The sequence below is a fragment of the Achromobacter sp. ACM01 genome (assembly GCF_014851745.1).
Taxonomy (GTDB): Bacteria; Pseudomonadota; Gammaproteobacteria; order Burkholderiales; family Burkholderiaceae_B; genus Achromobacter; species Achromobacter aegrifaciens.
Genome location: NZ_JACVAF010000003.1, coordinates 376,071 through 400,869 on the forward strand (window position 1 = coordinate 376,071; position 24,799 = coordinate 400,869).

22 protein-coding genes are annotated in these 24,799 nt (G+C 65.9%); 8 read left to right on the top strand and 14 right to left on the bottom strand.

Annotation, left to right across the window (positions count from 1 at the left end):
* Positions 1-90: 90 nt before the first annotated feature.
* Entirely contained in the window at positions 91-1,227 is a 1,137-nt protein-coding gene (locus IB268_RS16540) for a GNAT family N-acetyltransferase (protein ID WP_192354536.1), read from the top strand.
* A 3-nt stretch (positions 1,228-1,230) separates the two neighbouring features.
* Here IB268_RS16540 and IB268_RS16545 read toward each other — a convergent pair whose 3' ends face one another.
* Together IB268_RS16545 and IB268_RS16550 are read right to left on the bottom strand one after the other, a co-directional pair.
* Positions 1,231-1,701, bottom strand: coding sequence for a DUF1854 domain-containing protein (locus IB268_RS16545; RefSeq protein ID WP_054450822.1), 471 nt, complete (start codon positions 1,699-1,701; stop codon positions 1,231-1,233).
* Between the two features lie 21 nt (positions 1,702-1,722).
* Positions 1,723-4,008 carry an ABC transporter ATP-binding protein gene (locus IB268_RS16550; protein ID WP_054450820.1) on the bottom strand — a complete coding sequence of 762 codons (2,286 nt, stop codon included), beginning with the start codon at positions 4,006-4,008 and terminating at the stop codon, positions 1,723-1,725.
* Between the two features lie 262 nt (positions 4,009-4,270).
* Between IB268_RS16550 and cphA (IB268_RS16555) the strand changes: the two genes are divergently transcribed.
* From cphA (IB268_RS16555) to IB268_RS16575, 5 genes are all read left to right on the top strand, one after another.
* Positions 4,271-6,886: a cyanophycin synthetase gene (cphA, locus tag IB268_RS16555; RefSeq protein WP_192354537.1), complete on the top strand. Its 2,616-nt coding sequence runs from the start codon at positions 4,271-4,273 to the stop codon at positions 6,884-6,886.
* Positions 6,887-6,947: 61 nt separating this feature from the next.
* The gene (gene cphA / locus IB268_RS16560) at positions 6,948-9,518 is read left to right on the top strand and encodes a cyanophycin synthetase (protein WP_175164107.1); all 2,571 of its coding nucleotides are present in this window, start codon (positions 6,948-6,950) and stop codon (positions 9,516-9,518) included.
* A 595-nt stretch (positions 9,519-10,113) separates the two neighbouring features.
* Positions 10,114-10,314, top strand: coding sequence for a CsbD family protein (locus IB268_RS16565; RefSeq protein ID WP_006389412.1), 201 nt, complete (start codon positions 10,114-10,116; stop codon positions 10,312-10,314).
* 27 nt (positions 10,315-10,341) lie between these two features.
* Positions 10,342-10,506, top strand: coding sequence for a DUF1328 domain-containing protein (locus IB268_RS16570; RefSeq protein WP_006389411.1), 165 nt, complete (start codon positions 10,342-10,344; stop codon positions 10,504-10,506).
* A 69-nt stretch (positions 10,507-10,575) separates the two neighbouring features.
* Entirely contained in the window at positions 10,576-10,914 is a 339-nt protein-coding gene (locus IB268_RS16575) for a BON domain-containing protein (protein ID WP_013392352.1), read from the top strand.
* A gap of 103 nt (positions 10,915-11,017) precedes the next feature.
* Here IB268_RS16575 and IB268_RS16580 read toward each other — a convergent pair whose 3' ends face one another.
* The 11 genes from IB268_RS16580 to IB268_RS16630 all read right to left on the bottom strand — a co-directional run bounded on the left by IB268_RS16580 (position 11,018) and on the right by IB268_RS16630 (position 21,549).
* Positions 11,018-11,890: a PhzF family phenazine biosynthesis protein gene (locus tag IB268_RS16580; protein ID WP_192354538.1), complete on the bottom strand. Its 873-nt coding sequence runs from the start codon at positions 11,888-11,890 to the stop codon at positions 11,018-11,020.
* A gap of 78 nt (positions 11,891-11,968) precedes the next feature.
* Entirely contained in the window at positions 11,969-13,366 is a 1,398-nt protein-coding gene (locus tag IB268_RS16585; RefSeq protein WP_192354539.1) for a 4Fe-4S binding protein, read from the bottom strand.
* Between the two features lie 39 nt (positions 13,367-13,405).
* Positions 13,406-14,257: an FTR1 family protein gene (locus IB268_RS16590; RefSeq protein WP_054450811.1), complete on the bottom strand. Its 852-nt coding sequence runs from the start codon at positions 14,255-14,257 to the stop codon at positions 13,406-13,408.
* Positions 14,258-14,270: 13 nt separating this feature from the next.
* On the bottom strand, positions 14,271-14,624 hold the full coding sequence (locus IB268_RS16595) for a cupredoxin domain-containing protein (protein ID WP_370540024.1): 354 nt from the start codon (positions 14,622-14,624) through the stop codon (positions 14,271-14,273).
* Positions 14,625-14,626: 2 nt separating this feature from the next.
* The gene (locus tag IB268_RS16600; RefSeq protein WP_013392347.1) at positions 14,627-15,163 is read right to left on the bottom strand and encodes an iron transporter; all 537 of its coding nucleotides are present in this window, start codon (positions 15,161-15,163) and stop codon (positions 14,627-14,629) included.
* Between the two features lie 165 nt (positions 15,164-15,328).
* The gene (locus tag IB268_RS16605; RefSeq protein ID WP_370528711.1) at positions 15,329-16,339 is read right to left on the bottom strand and encodes a linear amide C-N hydrolase; all 1,011 of its coding nucleotides are present in this window, start codon (positions 16,337-16,339) and stop codon (positions 15,329-15,331) included.
* Positions 16,340-16,540: 201 nt separating this feature from the next.
* The gene (phaR, locus tag IB268_RS16610; protein WP_042792481.1) at positions 16,541-17,107 is read right to left on the bottom strand and encodes a polyhydroxyalkanoate synthesis repressor PhaR; all 567 of its coding nucleotides are present in this window, start codon (positions 17,105-17,107) and stop codon (positions 16,541-16,543) included.
* Between the two features lie 117 nt (positions 17,108-17,224).
* A complete protein-coding gene (gene phbB, locus IB268_RS16615) occupies positions 17,225-17,962 on the bottom strand; it encodes an acetoacetyl-CoA reductase (protein ID WP_054450805.1) in 738 nt (245 codons plus the stop codon).
* A gap of 77 nt (positions 17,963-18,039) precedes the next feature.
* Complete coding sequence (gene phaC, locus IB268_RS16620; protein ID WP_054450803.1) at positions 18,040-19,674, bottom strand: class I poly(R)-hydroxyalkanoic acid synthase; 1,635 nt, start codon at positions 19,672-19,674, stop codon at positions 18,040-18,042.
* A 124-nt stretch (positions 19,675-19,798) separates the two neighbouring features.
* The gene (gene pgeF, locus IB268_RS16625) at positions 19,799-20,563 is read right to left on the bottom strand and encodes a peptidoglycan editing factor PgeF (protein WP_054450801.1); all 765 of its coding nucleotides are present in this window, start codon (positions 20,561-20,563) and stop codon (positions 19,799-19,801) included.
* On the bottom strand, positions 20,551-21,549 hold the full coding sequence (locus IB268_RS16630; protein WP_054450799.1) for an RluA family pseudouridine synthase: 999 nt from the start codon (positions 21,547-21,549) through the stop codon (positions 20,551-20,553). The genes pgeF and IB268_RS16630 overlap by 13 nt, the downstream gene beginning before the upstream one ends.
* Positions 21,550-21,686: 137 nt before the next feature.
* On the opposite strand from IB268_RS16630, the gene IB268_RS16635 reads away from it, so the two are divergent.
* The gene (locus tag IB268_RS16635) at positions 21,687-22,445 is read left to right on the top strand and encodes an outer membrane protein assembly factor BamD (RefSeq protein WP_233564578.1); all 759 of its coding nucleotides are present in this window, start codon (positions 21,687-21,689) and stop codon (positions 22,443-22,445) included.
* A 48-nt stretch (positions 22,446-22,493) separates the two neighbouring features.
* Here IB268_RS16635 and IB268_RS16640 read toward each other — a convergent pair whose 3' ends face one another.
* A complete protein-coding gene (locus tag IB268_RS16640) occupies positions 22,494-23,435 on the bottom strand; it encodes a GlxA family transcriptional regulator (RefSeq protein WP_054450795.1) in 942 nt (313 codons plus the stop codon).
* Between the two features lie 85 nt (positions 23,436-23,520).
* Here IB268_RS16640 and IB268_RS16645 point away from each other — a divergent pair, with 85 nt between their 5' ends.
* Positions 23,521-24,732 (top strand): MFS transporter, encoded by a 1,212-nt coding sequence (locus IB268_RS16645; RefSeq protein ID WP_175213975.1) that lies wholly within the window; start codon positions 23,521-23,523, stop codon positions 24,730-24,732.
* Positions 24,733-24,799 lie beyond the last annotated feature (67 nt).

A 24,799-nucleotide genomic window follows, 5' to 3' on the forward strand; every position in this document is an offset into this window, starting at 1 on the left:
TGTGCCGGGCGGCCTCGCGCCCGCCCGAAATCCCTTGAAAGCGCCGTGGCCGCAGGCCTCGCGCATACACGGAGACTTTATCATTCACCCATGGATTCCCTGCGCCTGACCATAGAGACCGACCTGTCCCGCATCGACGCCCAGCAATGGGACGCGCTGGCGGGCGACCAGCCCTTTCTGCGCCATGCATTCCTGCGCGCGCTGCACGAGACCGGCTGCGCCGCGCCCCAGACCGGATGGGCGCCGCATTACCTGGCGCTGTGGCGCGACGATGCGCTGGCGGCTGCTGCGCCGCTCTACCTGAAATCCCATTCGCGCGGCGAATATGTATTCGACTACGCCTGGGCCGACGCCTTCCAGCGCCACGGGCTGCGCTACTACCCCAAGCTGCTGTCGGCCATTCCCTTCACGCCGGTCACCGGCCCCAGGTTGCTGGCCCGCAACGATGAGGATCGCGCCACGCTGGTGCGCGGGCTGGTCGCCTTCGCCGAAGAGATCAAGGTGTCTTCGCTGCACCTGCTGTTCCCCGCCGAGGCCGACATGCGCGCGCTGCGCGAGGCCGGCTTCATGATCCGCGAAAGCGTGCAGTTCCACTGGACCAATCCGGGCTACGCGGACTTCGACTCCTTTCTGGCCACGATGAGCCACGACAAGCGCAAGAAGATCCGCCAGGACCGCAAGAAGGTCGCGGCCGCCGGGCTGTCGTACCGCTGGCTGCGCGGGGCCGAGATCGGCGCGGTCGAGCTGGACTTCTTCTACGAATGCTATTGCCGCACCTACTTCAGCCATGGCAATCCACCCTACCTGAGCCACGAATTCTTCCGCCGCGCGTATCGCGAACAGGCCGGTGCCTTCGTGCTGATCCTGGCAGAACGCGACGGCCAGCCGGTGGCGGCCGCGCTCAACCTGGCGGGCGGCGACGCGCTGTATGGGCGCTACTGGGGCGCGACCGAATACGTGCCGGGGCTGCACTTCGAGACCTGCTACATGCAGTCCATCGCCTATTGCATTGCCCACGGGATCGCGCGCTTCGAGGGCGGCGCGCAAGGCGAACACAAGATGGCGCGCGGGCTGCTGCCCACGCCCACCTGGTCGGCGCACTGGGTCGCGCACCCCGGTTTCGCGGACGCGATCCAGAACTTCCTGGACGAGGAAACCGCCGCGGTGGCGAACTATCTGGGAGAGCTGGAAACGCACTCCCCGTTCAAGCGGCCGCGTGAAGGCTGAGGGTTAGAGGAAGCGGTCCAGCAGCTTGCGGCTGTGCTTGTCCAGCGACTGGATGTCGCGCACCAGATAGAAGATGCCGTGGCTGTCGGCGATCAACAGGGTCTGCGGACTCAGGCGGCGGATGTCCTCTTCGCCGCGCAGCGTGAACGAGGTGGGGCCGCGGTCGGTATCGACCTGCCAGGTGCTGGGGGTGGCGAAAGTGGAAACGCTGGCCAGCTTGCGGATCTCGGGCATGAATTCCCGGCTTGCCAGTTCTTCCTCGATCAACTCGCGCTGCGGAGCCGGCACGTCGGACAGGTGCTCGATCCAGAGCAGTTCGCGCCCGTCCACTGTCACGAGCGACAGGCCGCGGCCCGGTTCGCTGATGGGAAAGGCGCGCACGGGCAGCACGCCCTCGTGGTTCTGGCCATCGGCGGACTGGAACTCCAGGCGCCCGAAGGCATTGCGGCGCAGCTGAAAAGACGGCAAGGTCATGACGATAATTCCGGTTCCGCGTCAGGCCACGGCGGCCATGTCTTCGCTGCCCGACGCCTGCGCGTCGGCCTCGGCCTGGCGCGCCTGCGCCTGGTACAGGCGGTAGTAGGCGCCCTCGCGGGCCATCAGTTCTTCGTGCGGGCCCTGCTCCACGATCTGGCCGCGGTCCAGCACCACCAGGCGGTCCGCCTTGCGCAGCGTGCTCAGACGGTGGGCGATGGCGATCGTGGTGCGGCCACGCACCAGGTTGTCCAGCGCCTTCTGGATTTCCTTTTCGGTGGTGGTGTCCACCGACGAGGTGGCTTCATCCAGAATCAGGATGCGCGGATCGATCAGCAGCGCGCGGGCGATCGAGATGCGCTGGCGTTCGCCGCCGGACAAGGCCTGGCCACGTTCGCCGACCAGCGAGTCGTAGCCGTGCGGCAGCCGCAGGATGAATTCATGCGCATGCGCGGCGCGCGCCGCAGCCACGATTTCGTCACGGGTGGCGTCCGGCTTGCCGTAGGCAATGTTCTCGGCGATGGTGCCGAAGAACAGGAACGGCTCCTGCAGCACCAACCCGATGTTGCGGCGGTAGTCCGCCACGCGCACCGAACGGATATCGGCGCCGTCCACCAGCACCGCCCCTTCGGATACGTCGTAGAAGCGGCAGATCAGGTTGATCAGCGTGCTCTTGCCCGAGCCGCTGTGGCCCACCAGGCCGATCATCTCGCCCGGCGCGATGTTCAGGTTCAAGCCGCGGATGACCTGGCGGTTGCCGTAGCGGAAGCCCACGTCGCGCAACTCGATGCGGCCGTTGATGTGCGGCAGCTTGGCGGGATTCTGCGGTTCCGGCACGCTGGAGACATGGTCCAGGATGTCGAAGATGCGCTTGGCGCCAGCCGCCGCTTTCTGCGTGACCGAGACGATGCGGCTCATCGAATCCAGACGCATGTAGAAGCGCCCGATATAGGCCAGGAAGGCGGCCAGCACGCCAACGGTGATCTGCTTCTGCGACACCTGCCAGATGCCGAAGATCCACACCACCAGCAGGCCCACTTCGGTCAGCAGCGTGACAGTGGGCGAGAACAGCGACCAGGTGGTGTTCACGCGGTCGTTGACTTCCAGGTTGCGGTTGTTGGCTTCACGAAAGCGCGCGACTTCGCGCTTTTCCTGCGCGAAAGCCTTGACCACGCGGATGCCCGGAATGGTATCGGCCAGGACGTTCGTGATCTCCGACCAGATGCGATCGACCTTTTCGAAGCCATGGCGCAGGCGGTCCCGCACCGCGTGGATCATCCAGATGATGAACGGCAGCGGCACCAGCGTGACCAGCGCCAGCCACGGGTTGATGGACACCAGGATGACCGCGGTCATGCAGATCATCAGGATGTCGTTGGCGAAGTCCAGCAAGTGCAGCGACAGGAACACGCAGATGCGGTCGGTTTCGCTGCCGATGCGGGAAATCAGATCCCCGGTGCGCTTGCCGCCGAAATACTCCAGCGACAGCTGCTGCAGGTGCTCATAGGTGGTGGTGCGCAGGTCCGCGCCGATGCGCTCGCTGACCCAGGCCAGGATATAGGTCCGGGCCCAGCCCAGCCCCCAGGCCAGGAAAGCCGAGGCCAGCAGCCCGCCCAGATAGAGGCGGACCTTGTCGTAATCGATGGGCGCGCCGTTCTGGAACGGAATCAGCACGTCGTCCATCAGCGGCATGGTCAGGTACGGCGGCACCAGGGTGGCGGCGGTGCCCAGCAGGGTCAGCACGAAACCCGCCAGCAGCGGCCCGCGGTAAGGGCGGGCGAAACGCCACAGGCGCAGCAGCGCCCAAGTGGTGGATGGCGCTGCCTGTTCCTGGTTGCAGGTCGGGCATTCTTCCTCGCCCGCCGGGATGACGTTATTACAGACGGTGCAGGTGCGCTCCGCCAGATCCTCGTCCTGATGGCCGGACAAACGGATGGCCTGCTGCGTTTCGAACTGCGCCAGCAGCCGCAACGCGGCCGGATTGCGCGCCAGCGTGAAGCGCCACGCGCCCAGGCGGGAGCCGTCGTCGTGCAATTCCAGCAGCGCGGCGCCAGCGTGGTCGGTGAGGCTCAGTTTTAATTGGGGGCCATATGCCCAGGATTCCCAGCGCGGTTCGTCGGGATGGCGCGCCAACAGCCGGCGGTCGGTGGCGGCGATAAGCCCCGGACGGAACTTCAGGCGCTGATCCAGGTCTATTTCAACCCAGGCCAACAAGGTTTCGCCGTCCGCCAGTTCGGCGCTGATTTCATCGCGCCAGCGGGCAGGAAAGGCTTCGGCAAGGCCGGAAAGCAGGTTTGGTTTTTTCATTGGTACGCATGCCGGGCCAGGACTCTGCCCTACTAGGCGGCAACCGGTTCGCAACCAGGACTGGCGGCAAACGTGTCCCTTCCTTACAACATAACGATTTCACGCCTTGAAGGCGTCGTATAGTAGCAGCCGATTTTTCTAATTAGGAATATCTGGGATCCCCCACTCGTTGGCATTATTCTAAAGGCGCAACCCCAATAAATTCGCGGTCTTGCATAGGGGCGTCCGCGCGTGCCAACCTGCTTCTCTCGTAAATTAAAACATGAAAAAGAAAGACATTGAATTTCTCGATGTCGTGGCTTTGCGCGGCCCGAACATTTGGACGTACCGTCCGGTACTCGAAGCGTGGGTGGATATCGGTGAACTGGAGGATTATCCCTCCAACACCATTCCCGGCTTTTACGAACGCCTGACCGAATGGCTGCCGACGCTGATCGAGCACCGCTGCAGTCCGGGAGTCCGGGGCGGTTTCCTGTCGCGCCTGAAAGAAGGCACCTGGCCCTGCCACATACTTGAACATGTCACCCTGGAACTGCAGAACCTGGCCGGCTTGCGCGGCGGTTTCGGCAAGGCCCGGGAAACCTCCACCCGCGGCGTCTACAAGGTCGTCGTGCGCGCCTGGCAGGAACAGGTCACCCGCACCGCCCTGAACGAAGCCCGCGACCTGGTCATGGCCGGCATCGAAGACCGCCCCTTCGACGTGCCCGCCGCCATCGCCAAGCTGCGCAGCCTGATCGACAAGCACTGTCTCGGCCCCAGCACCGCCTGCATCGTGGATGCCGCCGACGACCGCGACATTCCCTACATCCGCCTGTTCGAGGGCAACCTCGTGCAGTTCGGCTACGGCTCGGCCCAGCGCCGCATCTGGACTGCCGAGACCGACCGCACCAGCGCCATCGCCGAAGGCATTTCGCGCGACAAGGACCTAACCAAGGAACTGCTGTCGACCTGCGGCGTGCCCGTGCCCGAAGGCCGCCTCGTACGCAGCGAGGACGACGCCTGGGAAGCTACCGAGGACATCGGCCTGCCGGTGGTCGTGAAGCCCTATGACGGCAACCACGGCCGCGGCGTGTTCACCAATCTGACGACGCGCGAGGAAGTGGTGTCGGCCTACCGCGTGGCCGTGGACGAAGGCAGCGGCGTCATCGTCGAACGCTTCGTGCTGGGCAACGAACACCGCCTGCTGGTCGTGGGGGACCGCATGGTGGCCGCCGCCGCCGGCGAACCGGCCTGGGTGACGGGCGACGGCAAGTCCACCATCACCGAACTCATCGACAGCCAGATCAATACCGACCCGCGCCGCGGCCGCACCGAGAACCACCCGCTGAACCCGGTGCGCCTCGATTCCGCCGCGCGGCTGGAAATCGCCCGCCAGGGCCTGTCGGAAGACAGCGTTCCGCCCGAAGGCCAGCGCGTGCTGGTGCAACGCAGCGGCAACGTCGCCTTCGACGTCACCGACCGTGTGCATCCCAGCATCGCCGCCACCGTGACCCTGGCCGCGCGCATCGTCGGCCTGGACATCGCCGGTGTGGACCTGGTGGCCGAGGACATCTCGCGCCCGCTGGAAGAACAGCGCGGCGCCATCGTCGAAGTCAACGCCGGCCCCGGCCTGCTGATGCATCTGAAGCCTGCCGACGGCACGCCGCGTCCGGTCGGCCGCGCCATCGTCGACCACCTGTTCCCTGAAGGCGATGCGGGCCGCATCCCCATCGTCGGCGTTACCGGCACCAACGGCAAAACCGTGGTGGCGCGCCTGGTGGCCCGCCTGCTGAGCCTGTCCGGCAAGCGCACCGGCCTGGCCTGCAGTGAAGGCCTGTACCTGGACCGCCGCCTGGTGCAAAAGGGCGACCGCGCCGATTTCGCTTCCGGTACGCGCCTGCTGATGAACCGCAACGTGGATGCCGCCGTCATCGAGAACGACAGCGGCGTGATCCTGGGCCAAGGCCTGGCCTACGACCGCTGCCAGGTTGGCGTGGTCACCAACATCGACGACGCCGACCACCTGGGCGACTTCGACATCAATGAAACGGAGCGCATGTTCAACGTGTTCCGCACGCAGGTGGACGTGGTGCTGCCCGGCGGCTCCACCGTGCTGAACGCGCGCGATCCGCGCGTGGTGGAAATGGCCGAGCTATCCGACGGCGCCGTGATCTTCTTCGGCATCGATCCCGCCCTGCCCGCCATCGTCGCTCACCTGCAACAAGACGGCCGCGCCGTGTTCGTGCGCGACGGCGGCATCGTGCTGGCGCATGGCACCCGCGAGGAGCGCCTGGCCACGGTGGCCTCGATCCCGCTGACCCATGGCGGCCGCGTGGCCTTCCAGGTCGAGAACGTGCTGGCCGCGGTGGGCGCGGCCTGGGCGCTGGACATACCCGTGGAGCTGATCCGCGCCGGCATCGAGACCTTCGACATCGACCAGGCCGACGCTCCCTGGCAGTTCACGCTGTTCGAACGCAACGGCAGCACCGTGGTGGTCGACGACGTGCACAACGCCTCGGCGTTGCGCCCCCTGATCGCCGCCATCGACCAGTTCCCGTCGACCACGCGCGCCGCCGTCTACTCGGCCGGCGCCGACCGCCGCGACGCGGACCTGATCGAACAGGGCAAGCTGCTGGGCGACGCCTTCGACCGCGTGGTGCTCTACGACGACCTGACCGTGCGCAGCAAGCGTCCCGAAGGCGAGGCGCGCGCGCTGTTGCGCCAGGGCCTGGCGCAAGGCTCCCGCGTCAAGGACATCCAGGACGAACCCGACCACGGCAAGGCCATCCAGAGCCAGCTCGACGCCATCGCCGCAGGCGACTTCGTCCTGCTGCAGTCCGACGAAGCCTTCTCCGGTCCCACCATCGACCTGGTCCGCCGCTGGATTCAGCAATACTGACAATATCTGCGCGCGCCCTCGCACTAGCGGGGCGCGCGTGAGCTAGACAGGAATACCTGCCATGGAAGTTTCCCGTATCCGAGCACTGCGCGGCCCCAATCTGTGGAGCAAGAACACCGCGATCGAGGCCATCGTTTCCTGCGCCGACGCCGAATGCTCCATCGACAACCTGCCTGATTTCGAAGCGCGCTTGCGCGCGCGCCTGCCGCAGACCGGGCTACTGCGTCCGGAAGGCCATCAGGGCGCGGTCTCCATCGCGCACGTGCTGCAGATCGTGGCCCTGACGATGCAGGCGCATGCCGGCTGCCCCGTCACGTTCGGCCGCACCGCCTCCACTATCGAGCCTGGCGTGTTCCAGGTGGTGGTCGAGTACAGCGAGGAAGAAGTCGGCAAGCTGGCGATGGAACTGGCGCAAGTGCTGGTGCGCGCCGCGCTGGACGACACCCCCTTTGATCTCGCCGACGCCTTGAAGCGCCTGCGCGAACTGGACGAAGACGTGCGCCTGGGGCCCAGCACCGGCTCCATCGTCAATGCCGCCACCGCCCGCAACATCCCGTACCGCCGCCTGACCCAGGGCAGCATGGTGCAGTTCGGCTGGGGCAGCAAGCAGCGCCGCATCCAGGCCGCCGAAACCGACCTGACCAGCGCCATCTCCGAGTCAATCGCGCAGGACAAGGACCTGACCAAGATGCTGCTGGACGCCGCCGGCGTGCCGGTGCCCATGGGCCGTTCGGTGACCACCGCCGAGGAAGCCTGGGCCGCCGCCGAGGAACTGGGCGGCCCGGTCGTGGTCAAGCCGCGCGACGGCAGCCAGGGCCGCGGCGTCGCCGTCAACATCGAATCCCGCGAGCGCGTGATCCAGGCCTTTGAAGTGGCCGAGGAAATCAGCTCCGAGGTCATCGTCGAGCGCTACATCCCCGGCCACGACTTCCGCCTGCTGGTGGTCGGCGGCGCACTGGTCGCGGCCTCGCGCCGCGACCCGCCGCAGGTCACGGGCGACGGGGTGCAGACCATCCGCCAACTGGTGGACCAGGTCAACGCCGACCCGCTGCGCGGCGACGGCCACGCGACCTCGCTGACCAAGATCCGCTTCGACGACATTGCCCTGGCGACGCTCAAGAAGCAGGGTTTCGAGGCCGACTCCGTGCCGCCGTCCGGCACCCTGATCTTCCTGCGCAACAACGCCAACCTGAGCACCGGCGGCTCGGCCACCGACGTGACCGACGAAGTGCATCCGGAAATGGCCGCGCGCGCGGTGTCGGCGGCCCGCATGATCGGGCTGGACATCTGCGGTGTGGACGTGGTCGCCGAAAGCGTGCTCTACCCGCTTGAAGACCAGAACGGCGGCGTGGTGGAAGTGAACGCCGCCCCCGGCCTGCGCATGCACTTGAATCCGTCCTTCGGCAAGGGCCGCGCCGTGGGCGAGGCCATCATCGCCAACATGTACGCGGACGGCGACGACGGCCGCATCCCGGTCGTGGCCGTGGCCGGCACCAACGGCAAGACCACCACCGTGCGCCTGACCGCCCACATCCTGGGCGTCGCCGGCAACCGCGTCGGCATGACGAATTCCGACGGCGTCTACGTCGACAACCTGCGCATCGACACCGGCGATTGCAGCGGCCCGCGCAGCGCCCGCAGCGTGCTCATGCACCCGGACGTCGACGCGGCCGTGTTCGAAACCGCGCGCGGCGGCATCCTGCGCGAAGGCCTGGCCTTCGACCGCTGCAATGTGGCCATCGTCACCAACATCGGCATGGGCGACCACCTGGGCCTGGGCTACATCAGCACGGTCGAGGACCTGGCCGTGGTCAAGCGCGTGATCGTGCAGCACGTGCACCCCAGCGGCACCGCGGTGCTGAACGCGGCCGATCCCATCGTGGCTGAAATGGCGGCGAGCTGCCCGGGTTCCATCACCTACTTCGCCGAAGACCGCAATCATCCCGTGCTGGCCACCCATCGCGCGCAAGGCCTGCGCTGCGTGTACCGCGACGGCGACTCCATCGTCACCGCGCAGGGCGGCGAAGAGACCCGTTACCCGCTGGCCGCCATTCCGCTCACGCGCAACGGCACGATCACCTTCCAGGTGGAAAACGCCATGGCGTCAATCGCCGCGGCCTGGGCGCTGGGTCTGGACACGGACATCATCCGCCGCGGCCTGGCCAGCTTCGTCAACGACGCCCAGACAGCGCCCGGACGCTTCAACGTGTTCGACTACCGCGGCGCCACGGTGATCGCCGACTACGGCCACAATCCCGATGCCATCCTGGCCCTGGTGCGCGCGGTGGACGCCATGCCGGCCAAGCGCCGTTCCGTGGTCATCAGCGGCGCGGGCGACCGGCGCGACGAAGACATCCGGATGCAGACCGAGATCCTCGGCGAAGCCTTCGACGACGTGCTGCTTTACCAGGACCAATGCCAGCGCGGCCGCGCCGACGGCGAAGTGTTGGCCCTGCTGCAACAAGGCCTGGCCAACGCCACGCGCAGCAAGCACGTCGAAGAGATCCACGGCGAGTTTCTCGCCATCGACACTGCGCTGGCGCGCCTGGGCGCAGGCGACCTGTGCCTGATCCTGGTCGACCAGGTCGAAGAGGCGCTGGATCACATCGCGCGCCGCATCGCGCAAGCCTGAGCCGTACGCGGTTCCTGAAGTGCAAACGGGGCGCCCAAGGGCGCCCCGTTTGCTTCGGCGCGCGCCGATCAGCTGCTGGACGACACCACAGGCGCAGCGGCCTGATAACGGTCCGTCACGTGCGTGCATCCGAGCGCGGCCATCGCGGCCAGCGTCAGCAAGATAGCGCGGCAAAGTCGTTGCGTCATGCGAGTTCCTCTTTCCATATTCTGTGGCCGAACCTGCTTGCGGGTTCCGCGGACACTATACCGGCGCGCGCGTCGGCAAGCCAAGCGCGCATGCCCGCGTCCAGCCTTGCAGATCCAGTTACCAGCCTCCCTCAAAAGGGGACAAGACATTGCCGGAATGTAACTGCGGCACCTAGTGCGCCTGCAATATCCCCCCGCCGGAAACCAGGCCATTTTGCCGCCCCCAGGCCGTTACATTTGCCCACAGCCAGGTTTGACGGCCATGCCGCAGGCTCGTACGGTAAGTACATGGCCTGCACGGCAACTTCTTGAACCGGCAGGCCCTAGCTGATCAGTGTCCCACTCAACCGCGACAACCCGGTTTACAGGCCGCAAACCGGATGCCGCTAGCAACAGGAGAGGTCACCATGAACAACGACATCATCGCTGGCAAATGGAAGCAACTGACAGGCAAGGCCAAGGCCGCCTGGGGTGAGCTCACCGACGACGAGCTGACCCGCACCGAAGGCAACGCCGAACGTCTGGCGGGCCTGATCCAGGAGCGTTATGGCAAGACCAAGGAACAAGCTGAAAAAGAAGTCCGCGACTTCTTCGACCGCAATCCTTGATCCGACAAACCACCAGGAGAAGCTGACATGTTGCACTACGCCGTAGTTTTCTTCGTCATCGCCATCATCGCGGCTGTCCTGGGCTTCGGCGGCATCGCCGCCGGCGCTGCCGGCATCGCCAAGATCCTGTTCTTCGTCTTCCTGGTACTGGCGCTGCTGTCCATCCTCGGCGGCGCATTCCGCAAAAAATAGAACTCGGACCCAAGACACCACACAATCCTCGCGTCCCGACGCGCTGAACCACTAACAAGGAGCATGACTATGGAATTCCGCAAGCTGATCGCCGCCGCTGCACTGGGCACGGGCGCCGTCTTCACTTCCATGGCTTTTGCCGCCGATGACGGCAAGCCGAAACAGTCCGTGGGTGAGTACGCGTCCGACGCCACCGTGACCACCAAGGTCAAGGCTGCCATCGTGGCCGACAAGCAGCTGAGCGCGCTGGACATCGCCGTGGAGACCAATGCGGGCGTCACCAAGCTGACGGGTACCGTCGGCACCGCAGCCGAAGCCGATCATGCCGCCACCGTGGCGCGCGGCGTCGAAGGCGTCAAGCAAGTGATGAACAACATCAAGGTCGACCCGGCCAAGAACAAGAAGTAAGCCCGACCAGGCCGCTTCGGCCCGGTCTTGAAAACAAGGCGGCGCCTGTGTCGGACACAGGCGCCGCCTTGCTTTTGCGCCGCGTCCCGCGCGGCGGTCCTGATCAGACGTCCACTATGCCCCGGCCTATCTCCAGGGCGCGTCCGCCCACCTGGATCCGGCCATCGGCCTGGACGTCCAGCAACAACCGGCAGGGCCTGCCCATCTGGTCGCCCTGCTCCACCAGGATGCTGGCGGGCAAGGGTCGCTTTTGATGCAAAAGCCAGCCGCCCAGATTGGCGCAGGCCGAACCCGTGCCGGCGTCTTCGTTCACGCCGCCGCCCGCCTTGGCGTAGAAATAGCGCGCCACCACCACCTGGCGCCCATCCTGCTGGCGGCTGTCGTCGAAAGCGTAGGCATACATGACCTTGCGGCCCAGGCTGTTGGCCTGCCAACGGTCCAGCCGCGAGGCATCGGGCGCAACGCGGCGTACCGCGTCCACGCTGGCCAGCGGCACCAGCAGTTGATCGGCGCCGGTGTCCAGCCAGATCGGATCGTCCAGCAGATCGCTCGCATCCAGACCCAGCAGGCTGGCGATTTCGCCTCGCTCCAGCTCGGGCGCGGCGGTGCGCACGCCATCCGGGCACGGCGCGGTAAAGGTCCAGGCATCGCCGCGCGCCGTCACCGGCACCACGCCGGCAGCGAACTCCAGGGTCAATGCATCGCCCGTCTGCCGCAAGTCACGCACGACCTGCGAGGTGCCTATGGTGGGATGGCCCGCGAACTTCATCTCGAAGCCCGGCGTGAAGATGCGCACGCGCGCTGCCGCCTTGTCGGAGGGCAGGATGAAGGTCGTTTCGGACAGATTGAATTGCGCCGCCAGATTCAGCATGGTGGCGTCGTCCATGCCGCGCGCGTCTTCGAACACGCAGAGCTGGTTGCCGCTGAAGGTGGAGGAAGCGAAAACGTTGAGCAGGCGGAAAGCGTAGGTGGCCATGGCGGTAGCGATAGTTGAAAACATTGCGCCGGCTTGAGCCGGCGCGTTCCCTACTTTATCGCAAGCCTCGGGCCCGGACTACCAGACCGCGAAGAACAACACCCATGCCAGGCAGAACGGCGCCAGGCCGGCTGCCAGCACCAGCCAGGCCAGCCCCTTGCGCCAACCGCTTGCCGCGCGCGGCTTGAGCAGGCGCGCATACAGGCGCAGCGTCCACAGCACCGCCAGGCTCAGCAGCGTGAACCGCACCGGCGCGGCCCAGGCGGCCTGCATCCCTTCGTGCTTGAGCAGATTTACGGTGGTGGCCGACAGGCCCAGGAACACGCCGATGCCGGCGGAAGGAATCAGGGCCTGCGCCAGTTTGTGCAGGCCAGGACGGCCCCAGCGCGTCGCGGGTTCGCCTTCCACAGGCGCGGCGGGCGCCAGGCGGTCGGCGATCCACAACGACAGGAAGGAAGCGCCGCCGACACAGATCGTGGCGCCGACGACGAACATCAGGATGCCGGCGCCGTCCAGCCACGAGAAGCTGTCGTTCACTTCCGGGTAATGCGTCAGGATGAACCAGGGCGCGTTGTCCAGCAGCGGCCACATGATGTCGTGTTCGACCAGCCAGGTCGCGGCCCACTGCTTGGCGGTCACGTACCAGGGGCTGGCGCTCCAGAGGAAGGCGCCGATCGCGATGCCCATCAGGCCGAAGCACAGCAGCGCCGTCTGCCATGGATCGCCATGGGTGACATGCACGATTTCTTCTTCGGGCGAACGCGGCGTCAGTTCGATCGCACCGCGATAGCCGCTGCAGCGTCCGCAGACATGGCAGTCGCCCGCGCCCTTCATGTGGCGCAGCGGTACCAGCGGCGCACAGTTGATGGGCTCGATGCGGATGACAGGATGACGCCACTTCTCTTCGTCGACCTTGAAGTGCCAGGGAGCCAGCTTGGCCAACAGGTTGAAGACGCCGTTGACCGGGCACAGGTACTTGCACCACACGCGCTTGCTGCGGCCGTAGCGCCAGCCGACGATCATGGCCGCCACCGTGGACCCGCCCAACACCGCCAGCACCGCCAGCGGATATTGGTAGACGCTGACCAGTTGCCCGTAGACGGTCGTCAACGCGAACGCGACGAAAGGCCAGCCGCCCCAACGCATCCATTTCGGAATCGCATGGCCCTGGCCGCGCTCGCTGGCCCATTCAGTCAGCATGCCCTCGGGACAGAGCCAGCCGCACCAGGCCCGGCCCAGGATGGGCATGGAAATCAGCACGAACGGCCACCACACGCCCCAGAACGCGAACTGAGCGACGATGGTCAGATTGTTGAAGACCGAGGCCGCGTTGTCCGGCAAGGGCAGGATCGCGGGCACGATCAAAAGGAACGCGTATATCGCAACAATGCCCCACTGCAGCTTGCGCAACAGCGGGGCATGGTCACGGAGAAAGTCGGCGATACGGGAGGTCGCCCTCCCGAGTGCAACTGCCATGGTCAAACCTTCAAATATTCAGTCCGGCAACAGTCGGGTTCAGGTGGCGCTGCGGGCGGCGGTGGCAGCGCCTGCCGGCTTGCTCCCCACCCAGCGCAGCAGCGCCCACACAATGATCCAGTAAGCCACCCACAACAGCACCGAGATCAACGCAGGCAGCGCGCGGTAGCCGGCGAAGTCGGCCAGGACCTTGCCCACGCCGGTGCTGTCGCTCAAGAGCCACGAGCTGTCCCAGACCGGATCCACGATGGTCGGCAGCACGTCCAGCGAAATCAGGTGATCCAGGCCGCCCACCAGCAGCGAGCCGGCCAACAGCAGCAACAGGATTTCGGTCACGCGGAAGAAGCGGCGCCAGGTGATGAGCTTGCCGCCCAATTGCAACAGCCAGAACGTCAGCAACGCCACCACAAAACCGGCCACGCCAGCCAGCGCCAGCATCAGCATGTCGCTGCCGCCCTCGCCCGCCGACACGGTGCCGTACAGGAACACCACGGTTTCGCTGCCTTCGCGCGCCACGGCAATGGCCACCAGCACGAACAGGCCCCACCAGTTGTCGCTGGCGACGGAAGCGCGGGCCCCGCCTTCGAGTTCGCCCTTGAGCGTGCGGCCGTGCTTCTTCATCCACACGACCATCTGCACCACCAGCGCGCACGCGGCCAGCGACATGATGGCCTGGAACCATTCCTGGCCTTCGTCGCTGAGCCAGGAGGAGACGCCCAGCAGCACCAGCGCCAGGGCCACGGCCAGCGCCAGGCCTGCCGCGACGCCACCCCACAGGTAGTTCAGGCCGCGCTTGCCCTCCGGCGTGGAGCGCAGCCAGGTGTAGAGTATGCCCACCACCAGCATGGCTTCGACGCTTTCACGCCAGACGATAAAGAGGACCTGTTCCATATATTGCTACCGCTTATTCCTTGGGTTTGACGACCAAGGTGCCTTTCACGCTCTGGTGAAAGTCATCAAAAAATGGATACTCGCCGGGGCGGGAAATGGTGATCACCACGAAAGACTTCACACCCGGCCCCAGGACTTTTTCCTTGCGCAGCGGAATGCTTTCGAACTCCACCGGCTCGTTGCTCTCGTTGATGAGCTCGATCTTGAAACGGCCCGCCGGCACTTCCAGCGTGGCGGGCTCGAACGTACCGTTCGGCTTGAAGGTCAGCGTGAACGTGGGTAGTTCGTCAGCCTGCGCGGGCGCCCCGCCGGCCAGGCCGGCCAGGCCGATCAGCAATGCGACGGCAACGCGAAGCAGGCTGCGCACGATCAGTAACCGCCCTTCTTGCCGGTGCCGGCGTAGACGAATTCATATTCGAGGTCGAAGGGCTCGAACCACGGCCCCACGCCGGTTTCCTTGTCGACGTGACGGCCGAAGTGACTCATCTTGTCCGCGGTCGGCGGCAGGATGGAGTACTTCAGCTTGTACTTGCCCGGACCTTCCAGCTTGACGTTCTCGCCGTAGTGCGGACCGTCGTTGGCGACCATCGGCATGAAGGTGCCCTTCTGCACGTTCTGGCTGCCGACCTTCTGGATTTCGTACTTCACGACCAGGTAAGGCACCCACTCGCCTTCGGGGAAGCCCGTCTTGTTGCCGGCGGTGGCGTGAATGTCGGCCTCAAGGTGCACATCCGAATCCTTGGCCGGGCGCATCATGCCCGGGGGGTCCATTTCGATCGGCTGCAGATACACCGCGCCGATTTCCATGCCGCCCTTTTCCACCGGTTTGCCGATGGGGTATTCGGCCGCGTTCGCGGCGGAAACGCTCAGGGCGACAATGGCCAGGGCCAAGGCTTTCTTGATCATGTGCATAATCCTTGAGACACAAATGAGACGACGGCTCCTAAAATACAAACAAGAACCGTTTTCATTAATGTAACCAAATCAACTGACAGAACCCTGAACCTCGGATCAGGAAAATCTGCGGATCATTGCGTTTGATCAAGCGGCGAAAAAGGCCCTGACCTTTTTTCAGAGCCCGAGAAACTTGAACGGCGCCGCGGGCTGGAAGTCGCGCGTGGCGTCGCCCGCAAACGTGTGGCGCTGATCCGGCCCCAGGTCCAGCTTCAGCACCTTGCCGGTTTCCGGACTGAAGTCCAGGGCCTTCAGGTCCACCCAAAACGTGTTGGGCGTCAGGGCCGATTCGAAGAAGTACAGCTTGCGCTGGTGGTCGAAGACGGTGCGCCAGCGGGTGGACGAGATATTGGGTTGTCCGGGCGTGCTGATGCCATAGGGTACGGAGACGTTGCGTATCACGCTGAAGACGCTGGCCAGCGCCTTGTTGGGATCGGGATCCTTGGGGATGGCGTTGATGTAGAACGATGCGCGCACGAAACGGTCGGCTGCGCGGTTGGTGCCCGGCAGCATGGTGGTGCCGCCGATCTGCTGCCAGTAGGCATCGAGCGCAAGCTGCTGCTCGAACTGAGGCGAGTTGGTCATCACCTGGTAGTCGCGGCTATGGTGGATCACCTGGCGTCCGCCGATGTATTCGATGATGGCGCTGTCGCCGCTGGCGTCCGAGATCGACAGGTGCAGCGTCGTCAGGCGGTCCTCGCCCGGCACGTTGTCCGAGACGATGGTGTAGGGTTCCTGCTCCAGCGCCGCCACGGCCTCCTTGACGGTGGCGTAGTTGTCCAGCACGTATTGCGCCCACGCCGCGATGGTCAGGCCGGGCTTGCTCTTCGCATCGAATTGCGGGTACTGCGATTCGGCCAGCCACAGCAGATTGGCGCTCAGGCCCGCCTCGTTCACGCCATCGGTGGTGGAGACGTCATAGCCGGACGTGACCACGCTGCCGTAGCGCGAAGTCCAGCGCAGGGAGTTCGGGCCGGCCTCGCCGCTGCGCGCCATGCCGCGCGGCAATACCCACAGGTTGCTGGTGATGTCGTTCTTCCAGTCCATGGAGCGTGCGGTAACCACCTGCTGGTTGGCGCCATGGAAGACCACGCGCGTGCAAGCCCAAGCGGCGGGCGACGCGGACATGGCCGTCAAGCCTGCCAGCGCCGCGCAGGCCAGGCGGGAAAACGCCTTGTTCAGTCTCATGCTTGCTCTCCGGGGTATCTGTTCTTGCTTGCTGCGCGAACAAAACCTGCACGCGGTGATGAAAAAACACCCCAAGAACCAGATCCCTGTCCGGCTTTTGGGGTGCTGATCGATGAGGCCGCGCCAGGCACGGCCCCGCCATTACTTGCGGCCGGGACCTTGCGTGCCGCCAGGCGTGAACGGGAAGGTCGAGAACATGGCGCGGGTCTGATCCTGCATCTGGTCCTGCATCTGCACGAACAGATTCTTGCTCTGGTCGATGTAGTTGTTCATCATGTTCTGCAGCATGGGCGTCTGCACGTTCATGAACTGGGCCCAGGCCTCGGGGCCGAACTGGCTGCCGTACAGGCCCTTGGATTGCTCCGCCATGCGTTGCTGGATTTCCATGAAGGCCTGGATGTTCTTTTCCAGGTAGGAACCCATGATGCCCTGCATGGCATGGCCATAGAAACGGATGATCTGCGACAGCATGTTCGAGGAGAACATGGGCATGCCGCCGCTTTCCTCTTCAAGGATGATCTGCAGCAGGATGCTGCGCGTCAGGTCTTCGCTGCTCTTGGCATCGACGACCTGGAATTCTTCGTTTGCCAGGACCAGTTGCTTGACATCTGCCAGGGTGATGTAGGTGCTGGTCCGGGTGTCGTACAGGCGACGGTTGGGGTACTTTTTAATCAGGCGCAGGCTGGCGCCGGTTTGTGCTTGCGTCATGGTTGTCCCCGGATCGGGCGATCTCTAAGGCTTCGGATAGGGTTAGTGTAATCCGGAGGGCCCTCTCCCCGAGGCCCTCCGGCGCCGACGGGCCGCCCGCTGGCGGCCCGCGATGGGTCAGCCCATGTGCAGGCCGCCATTGAGCGAGAAGTCCGCGCCCGTCGAAAAGCCGGACTCGTCCGAGGCCAACCACGACGTCATGGACGCGATTTCTTCCGGCGTGCCAAGGCGGCGCACCGGGATGGTGGCGACGATCTTTTCCAGCACGTCGGGACGGATGGCGCGGACCATGTCGGTGCCGATGTAGCCGGGCGAAATCGTGTTGACGGTGACGCCCTTGCTGGCGACTTCCTGGGCCAACGCCATGGTGAAGCCATGGATGCCGGCCTTGGCGGTCGAATAGTTCGTCTGGCCGAACTGGCCTTTCTGCCCGTTCACCGAGCTGATGTTGATGATGCGCCCCCACTGGCGTTCGACCATGCCGTCGATCACCTGTTTGGTCACATTGAACAAGCTGTTCAGGTTGGTGTCGATGACCGCGCGCCAATCGTCCGCGCTCATCTTGCGGAACAGGCCATCGCGGGTGATGCCCGCGTTGTTGACCAGCACGTCGACCGGGCCCAGCTCCTTCGTGACCCGTTCGAAGGCTTCTACCGTGGAGTCCCAATCGGACACGTTGCCCACGGACGCGTAGAACGTGTAGCCCTGCGCTGCCTGCTCATCCAGCCACTGCTGGTAGTTGCGGCTGGGGCCGCAACCTGCCACCACGCGAAAGCCATCCTTGGCCAAGCGCTGGCAAATAGAGGTGCCGATACCGCCCATCCCGCCTGTAACGTAAGCCAGTTTTCCGCTCATTGGACTTCCTCCTGTGTGCGACGGACGCCTCGTTGATTAACCTTCTTCTCGTCTGGGCCTAACCGCTGGTCGCGGCTTCAGGCTGCCCGGACTTTCACATATCTGCCAGGCGCCGGCTCTATCGGCCGGTACTTGGCATTGCCCAATTTTTCACGCGCCTTGACCTGCTTGCCGGAATGGCCCGACAGCCAGCCGGCCCAATCGGGCCACCAGCTGCCCGGCGTCTCGACCGCTTGCGCGAACCAGGTGTTCGGGTCGCCAGGCAGATGATGGCCTGACTGTTCAAGCTTGTCAGCCGCCCAGTAGCTGCGGCGCTTCTTCGCCGGAGGGTTCACCACGCCGGCGATGTGGCCGGACGCCCCCAGCACGAAGCGCTGCGGTCCGCGCAGCACCTGGGTCGACGCATACGCCGAAACCCAGGGCACGATATGGTCCTCGCGTGACCCGAAGATGTACGCAGGCATTTCCAGGCGCGTCAGGTCCAGCGGCAGGCCCGCGGCCTGCGCGCGGCCCGGCACCTTGAGGTTGTTCTCCAGATAGGTATTGCGGAAATACCAGGAGAAGAACGGGCCGGGCAGATTGGTGCTGTCGCCATTCCAGAACAGCAGGTCGAACGCGGGCGGCTTCTGGCCTTTCAGGTAGTTGCCGACCACATAGTTCCAGACCAGCTCGTTGGGCCGCAGGAACGAGAACGTGGTGGCGAGATCGCGCCCGGGCATCAGCCCGCCCTGCCCCAACTGGTGGTCGCGCAGCAGCGCGTGCGCTTCGTCGACGAAGACGTTGAGGATGCCGGTATCGTGGAAATCCAGCAGCGAGGTCAACAGGGTCAGCGACGCGACCGGATGCTCGCCGCGCGCCTCGGCCAGGGCCAGCGCGGAAGCCAGCATCGTGCCGCCCACGCAGAAGCCCAGCGCATTGACCTGCGGCTGTTTGGTGATGTCGCTGGCCACGCGCAGCGCCTGCAGCACCGCGTCGTCCAGATAATCGGACCAAGTCGCGCGGTCCACGCCATCGGTGTCGCTGGACACCGGATTGCGCCAGGAAATCAGGAATACCGTGTAGCCCTGGTCCACCGCGTGCCGCACGAAGGAATTTTCGGGCTGCAGGTCCAGGATGTAGAACTTGTTGATGTTCGGCGGAACGATGACCAGCGGCCGTTCGTGCACGGTGGCGGTCGACGGCGCGTACTGGATGAGCTGGAACAACCGGTTTTCAAACACCACTTCGCCCGGCGTCACGGCGACGTTGCGGCCGATCTCGAACTGCGATTCGTCGGTCTGCGTGATGCGGCCTTTCTTGACGTCCCCCAGCAGATTGGCCAGCCCTTCGTTGAGCGCGCGTCCGGCGCTTTCGACGATGGATTGCTGGGCATCCGGGTTCAACGCCAGGAAGTTCGACGGCGACAGCGCGTCGACCCATTGCATGATGGAAAAGCGCAGGCGATCGCGCATGGGCTCGCTGACCTGGGCCGCGTCGACCATGCGCGACATGGCGCGGGCCGACAGCAGATAGGTATGCGCCAGCAGCAGGTGCGAATGATTGGAGGCCCAGGCATCACCCGAAAAACGGCGGTCTGGCGGCGGCGCAAGCGCGCCACGGCGGGCGTCATCGCAAAGGCGCTGCCACTCGCGGGAGAATTCGGCCTGAATGTCGGCCAGGACTTCCGGTGCCACGCTCACCGGAATGGGCCCTGCGGAGAGATTGGCATTCACTTCGACACCTTGTTATCGAAACTACGCGATTGATGTTGCATTCCGGGTCCGGGACTGTCAATGCGGGTATACAAGGAGGCCTGACAGGGTATGACGCAAGGCCGGCTGCGGGCCTTGCGCCAGATCAAACCGGGCCTAGCCAGGCCAGCAAAGCCATGCGTCCGGTTTCGCCGTCGCGGCGGTACGAGAAGAACCGGTCCGCCCCGGCCACCGTGCACATCCCGCTCAAGGACACTTCTTGTACTCCGGCGCGGCGCAGGCGGAAATCAGCCAATCCGGCGAGGTCGGCCAGCCATTTTCCGGAAATGCCCGGCCGCGGCGTGAAGTAGCGCAGGGTTGCCGGATCGTCCTTGGTGAACGCGTCCAGTACGTCCTGCCCGACCTCGAACGCCTGCGGGCCGATGCCGGGGCCGACCCAGGCGCGCCAGCCCGAGGCCTGCGGCGCCTTGGCGCGCATGGCCGCGAGCGTGTTCTCCAGCACGCCGCCCGACAGGCCGCGCCAGCCGGCATGCGCCGCGCCCAGCACCGTGCCTTGCGCATCGGCGATGACCACGGGCAGGCAATCGGCAACCATCACGGCCAGCACGCGGCCGGGTTGCGCCGTGACGCTGGCGTCGACCGCCGGCTCATCCGGCAGGTCGGCCTGATCGGCATCCACCACTACGCTGCCATGGACCTGACGCAGCCACAGGGGTTCGGCCGGCAGCGCAGCGCGCACGCGGCGCCGGTTCTCAGTCACCGTGTCCGGATCGTCCCCGGCGCGGCGGCCCAGATTCAAGGTGTCGTGCGGCGCGACGCCCACGCCCCCTGCCCGGGTCGTGCAGAAGTAGTTCACGCCCGGCCATTGCGGGCCCGTCACCACCGGCAAGCCTGCCACTACGCGTTCCATGCAATCTCTTCCTGGACCAAGCTCATGTCGGGAGGCACGGCCGCGGTGAAGTCGACTTCGCCGCGACCGCCCGGATCTTCGAAATGCAGCGCGCGCGCATGCAGCATCTGCCGCTGCGCGCCCGCAATGTTCTTGCCGCCGTAGATGGTATCGGCCAGCAGCGGATGCCCCAGGCTGGCCATGTGCACGCGGATCTGATGGGTGCGGCCGGTTTCCAGGCGGCACACCACTTCGGTGACGCGGCCGCCGGGATCCGCCTCGCCGCGGCGGGCGGGCATGTAATGGGTGATGGCGGGCTTGGGCGCCACCGGGCGCTCCACGCTCATGCGGACCGGCACGCGCGCATCGCGGCCGATGGGACGATCGACCTTGCCGGCCGCGGCCAGCCAGCCGTGGACCAGCGCCACGTACTCGCGGCCCATGCTGCGCGCCTGCAATTGGCGCACCAGGTGGGTCTGGGCGGTTTCGTTGCGCGCCACGACCATCAGGCCGGAGGTGTCCTTGTCCAGGCGGTGCACGATGCCGGCGCGCGCCACCTGCGCCAGTTCGGGATAGCGGTACAGCAGGCCGTTGAGCAGCGTGCCGCTCCAGTTGCCAGCGCCAGGATGCGTCACCAGGCCGGCGGGCTTGTTCACCACGATCCAGTCGGGGCTTTCGGCCACGACCGCGAACTCCACGGGTTCGGGCGCGAAGGCCAGGGTTTCGGGCGCGGGCTGGGGCCAGACGGTGAGTTCGTCGTCGGGTCCGACCGTCTGGCGGATCTTGCCGGGCTTGCCGTTCACGTGGACGTTGCCGGCCTCGATCCAGCCCTGCAGCCGGCTGCGGGAATGCTCGGGCATCAGCCCCGCGAGCACCTTGTCCAACCGGTCGGCGCGCGTGCCGGAAGGCACTGTTACAAATTGCGGTTCCCCCTGCGGGTTTTCTTCGGAAATACCCAGGAGTTCGTCGTCGGAAACGAGATCCGCGCCGGAGGCTGTATCAGACATGGAGACAAATCATATAATCAGCCTTGCATGCTAACACCAAGGATACGATTCTCGTGATTCACCACTCCGCAGCTCCCTCGAATCCCGCCTCCCGAAGCGGGCCGGTCTTGCGCGTGGTTATCGCGCTGCTCGCCGTGATGGTCATCGCCGGTTGCGGCTCGAGCAACAGCAAGTACGACAAGACCACCAACTGGAGCGCCGAACAGCTCTACGCAGACGCCAAGGCGGAAATGGCCTCGGGCGGCTGGAAAGAAGCGCGCGAACGCCTGACCGCGATCGAAAGCCGCTACCCCTTCGGCGTCTACGCCCAGCAAGCCCTGCTTGAGCTTGCCTACGTCAACTGGAAGGACGGCGAAAACGAGCAGGCCCTGGCCGCCATCGACCGCTTCCAGCAGCTCTACCCCAATCACCCCGGCACCGACTACGCCCTTTACCTGAAGGGCCTGATCAACTTCACCCCGGCCAGCGCCTTCATGAGCAGCATCACCGGCCAGGATCCCGCCGAGCGCGATCCCAAGGGCCTGCGCGCGTCCTACGACGCGTTCAACGAGCTGATCAAGCGCTACCCGGACAGCAAGTACACGGTGGATGCCGAGAAGCGCGTCGCCTGGCTGGTCAACACCATCGCCATGAACGAAGTGCACGTCGCCCGCTACTACTACGAGCGCGGCGCCTACGTGGCCGCGGCCAACCGTGCGCAGACCGTCATCACCGACTTCGAAGGCGCCCCCGCCACCGAGGAAGCGCTCTATCTGATGGTCGAGTCCTACGACAAGCTCGGCCTGACCGAACTGAAGAACGACTCGCAGCGCGTGTACGACAAGAACTTCCCCAACAGCGAATTCAAGACCAAGGGCCTGAAGGCCGACAAGAGCTGGTGGAACCCGTTCAACTGACGTAACGCCCGCCGCACCAAGCAAAGCCCCTGCCACGCAGGGGCTTTTTCATGCCGGCGCGCCGCGCCGCAGCGCTTGCGGCGGCTGCCCGTAGATGCGGATGAAGGCGCGGCGCATGCGCTCCGTATCGCCGAAGCCCACCCGGCGCGCGATGGCATCCATGCCGGCCTCGCCTTCCTCGACCAGTTCACGCGCAGCCTCGGCGCGCACGCGCTCCACGGCCTTGGCCGGGGTCTGCCCGGTTTCCAGCTTGAACTGGCGGCAGAACTGGCGCGGACTCAGGCAGGCCACGCCGGCCAGGCGCTCGATGTCCAGGACTTCGTCCAGGTGCTGGCCCACATGGGCCAGCACCTCGCGCATGCGTCCGCTGGCTGGCGCCAGGTCCTGCAATGCAGAGAACTGCGACTGCCCTCCCGTGCGCCGGTGATAGACCACCATCTCGCGGGCGGTGGCGCGGGCGACCGCCTCGCCGTGGTCCGCCTGCACCATGGCCAGCGCCAGGTCGATGCCGGCCGTGATGCCCGCCGAGGTCCAGACCGCGCGGTCCTCGACGTAGATGCGGTCCGCTTCCACCGCAAGCGCAGGATGGCGCTGCTGCAGTTCGGCGGCATGACGCCAGTGGGTGGTCACGCGGCGCCCTTGCAGGATGCCGGCCTGCGCCAGCACGAACGCGCCGGTGCAGACGCTGGCCACGCGCCGGCCGCGCGCATGCGCGGCGCGCAGATAGGCCAGCATGGCCGGGGCCGCCTGGGGTTCGCGCGCGCCCTGGCCACCCGGCACCAGCACGGTGTCGGCGCGCAGACCGCGCCAGGGCCGCGTCAGCACGGGCACGCCGGCCGAACAGCGGACCAGGCCGCCTTCGGCCGACGCCACGGCCACTTCGTAGGCGCCCGGCACCAGTTCGGCAGCGATCTGGAAGACCGACAGCGGGCCTGCCATGTCGAGCAGCTGGAAGTTGGGTACGGGCAGGATGCAAACGCGATGGGTCATGGCATGAAATGAGGGAAAATAGTCATTCTTGCCATAGCTTCCGGCGCTAGAGTGGGGCCTGTCAATCCTCCGGACTCCCACAGCCATGACCTCCTCCACGCGCGGCCTGCGCAATGCCCGCATCCTCGCCGTCTGCCAGGGCCTGTACATCGCGGCGATCTCCATCGACCTGACCCTGACGGCGCTGACCGGCCAGATGCTGGCGCCGCATCCGGCCCTGGCCACGCTGCCGTTCGCGCTGATCACCGTGGCGGGCGCCGCGGTCACCTGGTATGCATCGCTGCTCATGCAGCGCATCGGCCGCCGTGCGGGCTTCATGCTGGGATCGCTGGCGGGCGCGGCCGGCGGGCTGATTTCCGTGGCCGCGGTGTTCGCCAGCGACTTCTGGCTCTTCTGCCTGGGCACGGCGCTGGTCGGCGTGTTCCAGGCGTTTGCGCAGTACTACCGCCTGGCCGCCGCCGACGCGGTACCCGCCGAGGCCAAGAGCCGCGCCATATCCGTGGTCCTGACGGGCGGCGTCATCGCCGCCATCGCGGGGCCGGCGCTGGCGGCCTGGGCCAAGGACATCTTTCCCGCCGCGATCTTCTCCGGCGCCTATCTGATGGTGGCGCTGCTGGGAGCCGCCAGCGCGCTGCTGCTCTTCGCCTACCGCGACCAGGAAGGCGAAGGCGGCCAGCCCGCCGACACGCAGGCCGCAGGCCTGCCGGCCCGTCCTTTGGGCGAGGTCATGCGGCAGCCGATTTTCGTGGCGGCCCTGGCCAACAATGTCGTGGGTTCGGTGTCGATGATGTTTGTCATGACGGCCGCGCCGCTGGCCGCGGTCGCCTGCCAGCACAGCATCGCCGATGGCGCCAGCATCATGCAGTGGCACCTGATCGGCATGTACGCCCCGGCCTTCTTCGCCGGCGCGCTGATCAACCGGCTGGGGCTGCCCCGCGTGCTTGGCATGGGCATGGCGCTGAACGCGGCCTGCTCGCTGATCGCGATGCAATCGACTTCGCTCACGGCCTTCCACGCGGCATTGTTCTGCCTGGGCGTGGGCTGGAACTTCATGTTTGTCGGCGGCACCACGCTGCTGGCGCAGTCCTACCGTCCCGCCGAACGGGCGCGCGTACAAGGAGCCGCCGAAATGCTGCGCTACGCCACCACCGCCCTGGCCACGCTGGCCGCGGGTCCGGCGCTCGTGCGCATGGGCTGGGAAACGTTGAACGCCGCCATGCTGCCCATCGTGGGCCTGGCCGCGGTCATGACCGGGTGGTGGGCGATGTCGCGGCGGACGGAACGGGTCGCGGCCTGAGGCGGCTGGCAGGGGCGCCCGCTGGCGCGGGCAGCCCCCAGGGCTGGCTGATTGTGGCGTGAACGGC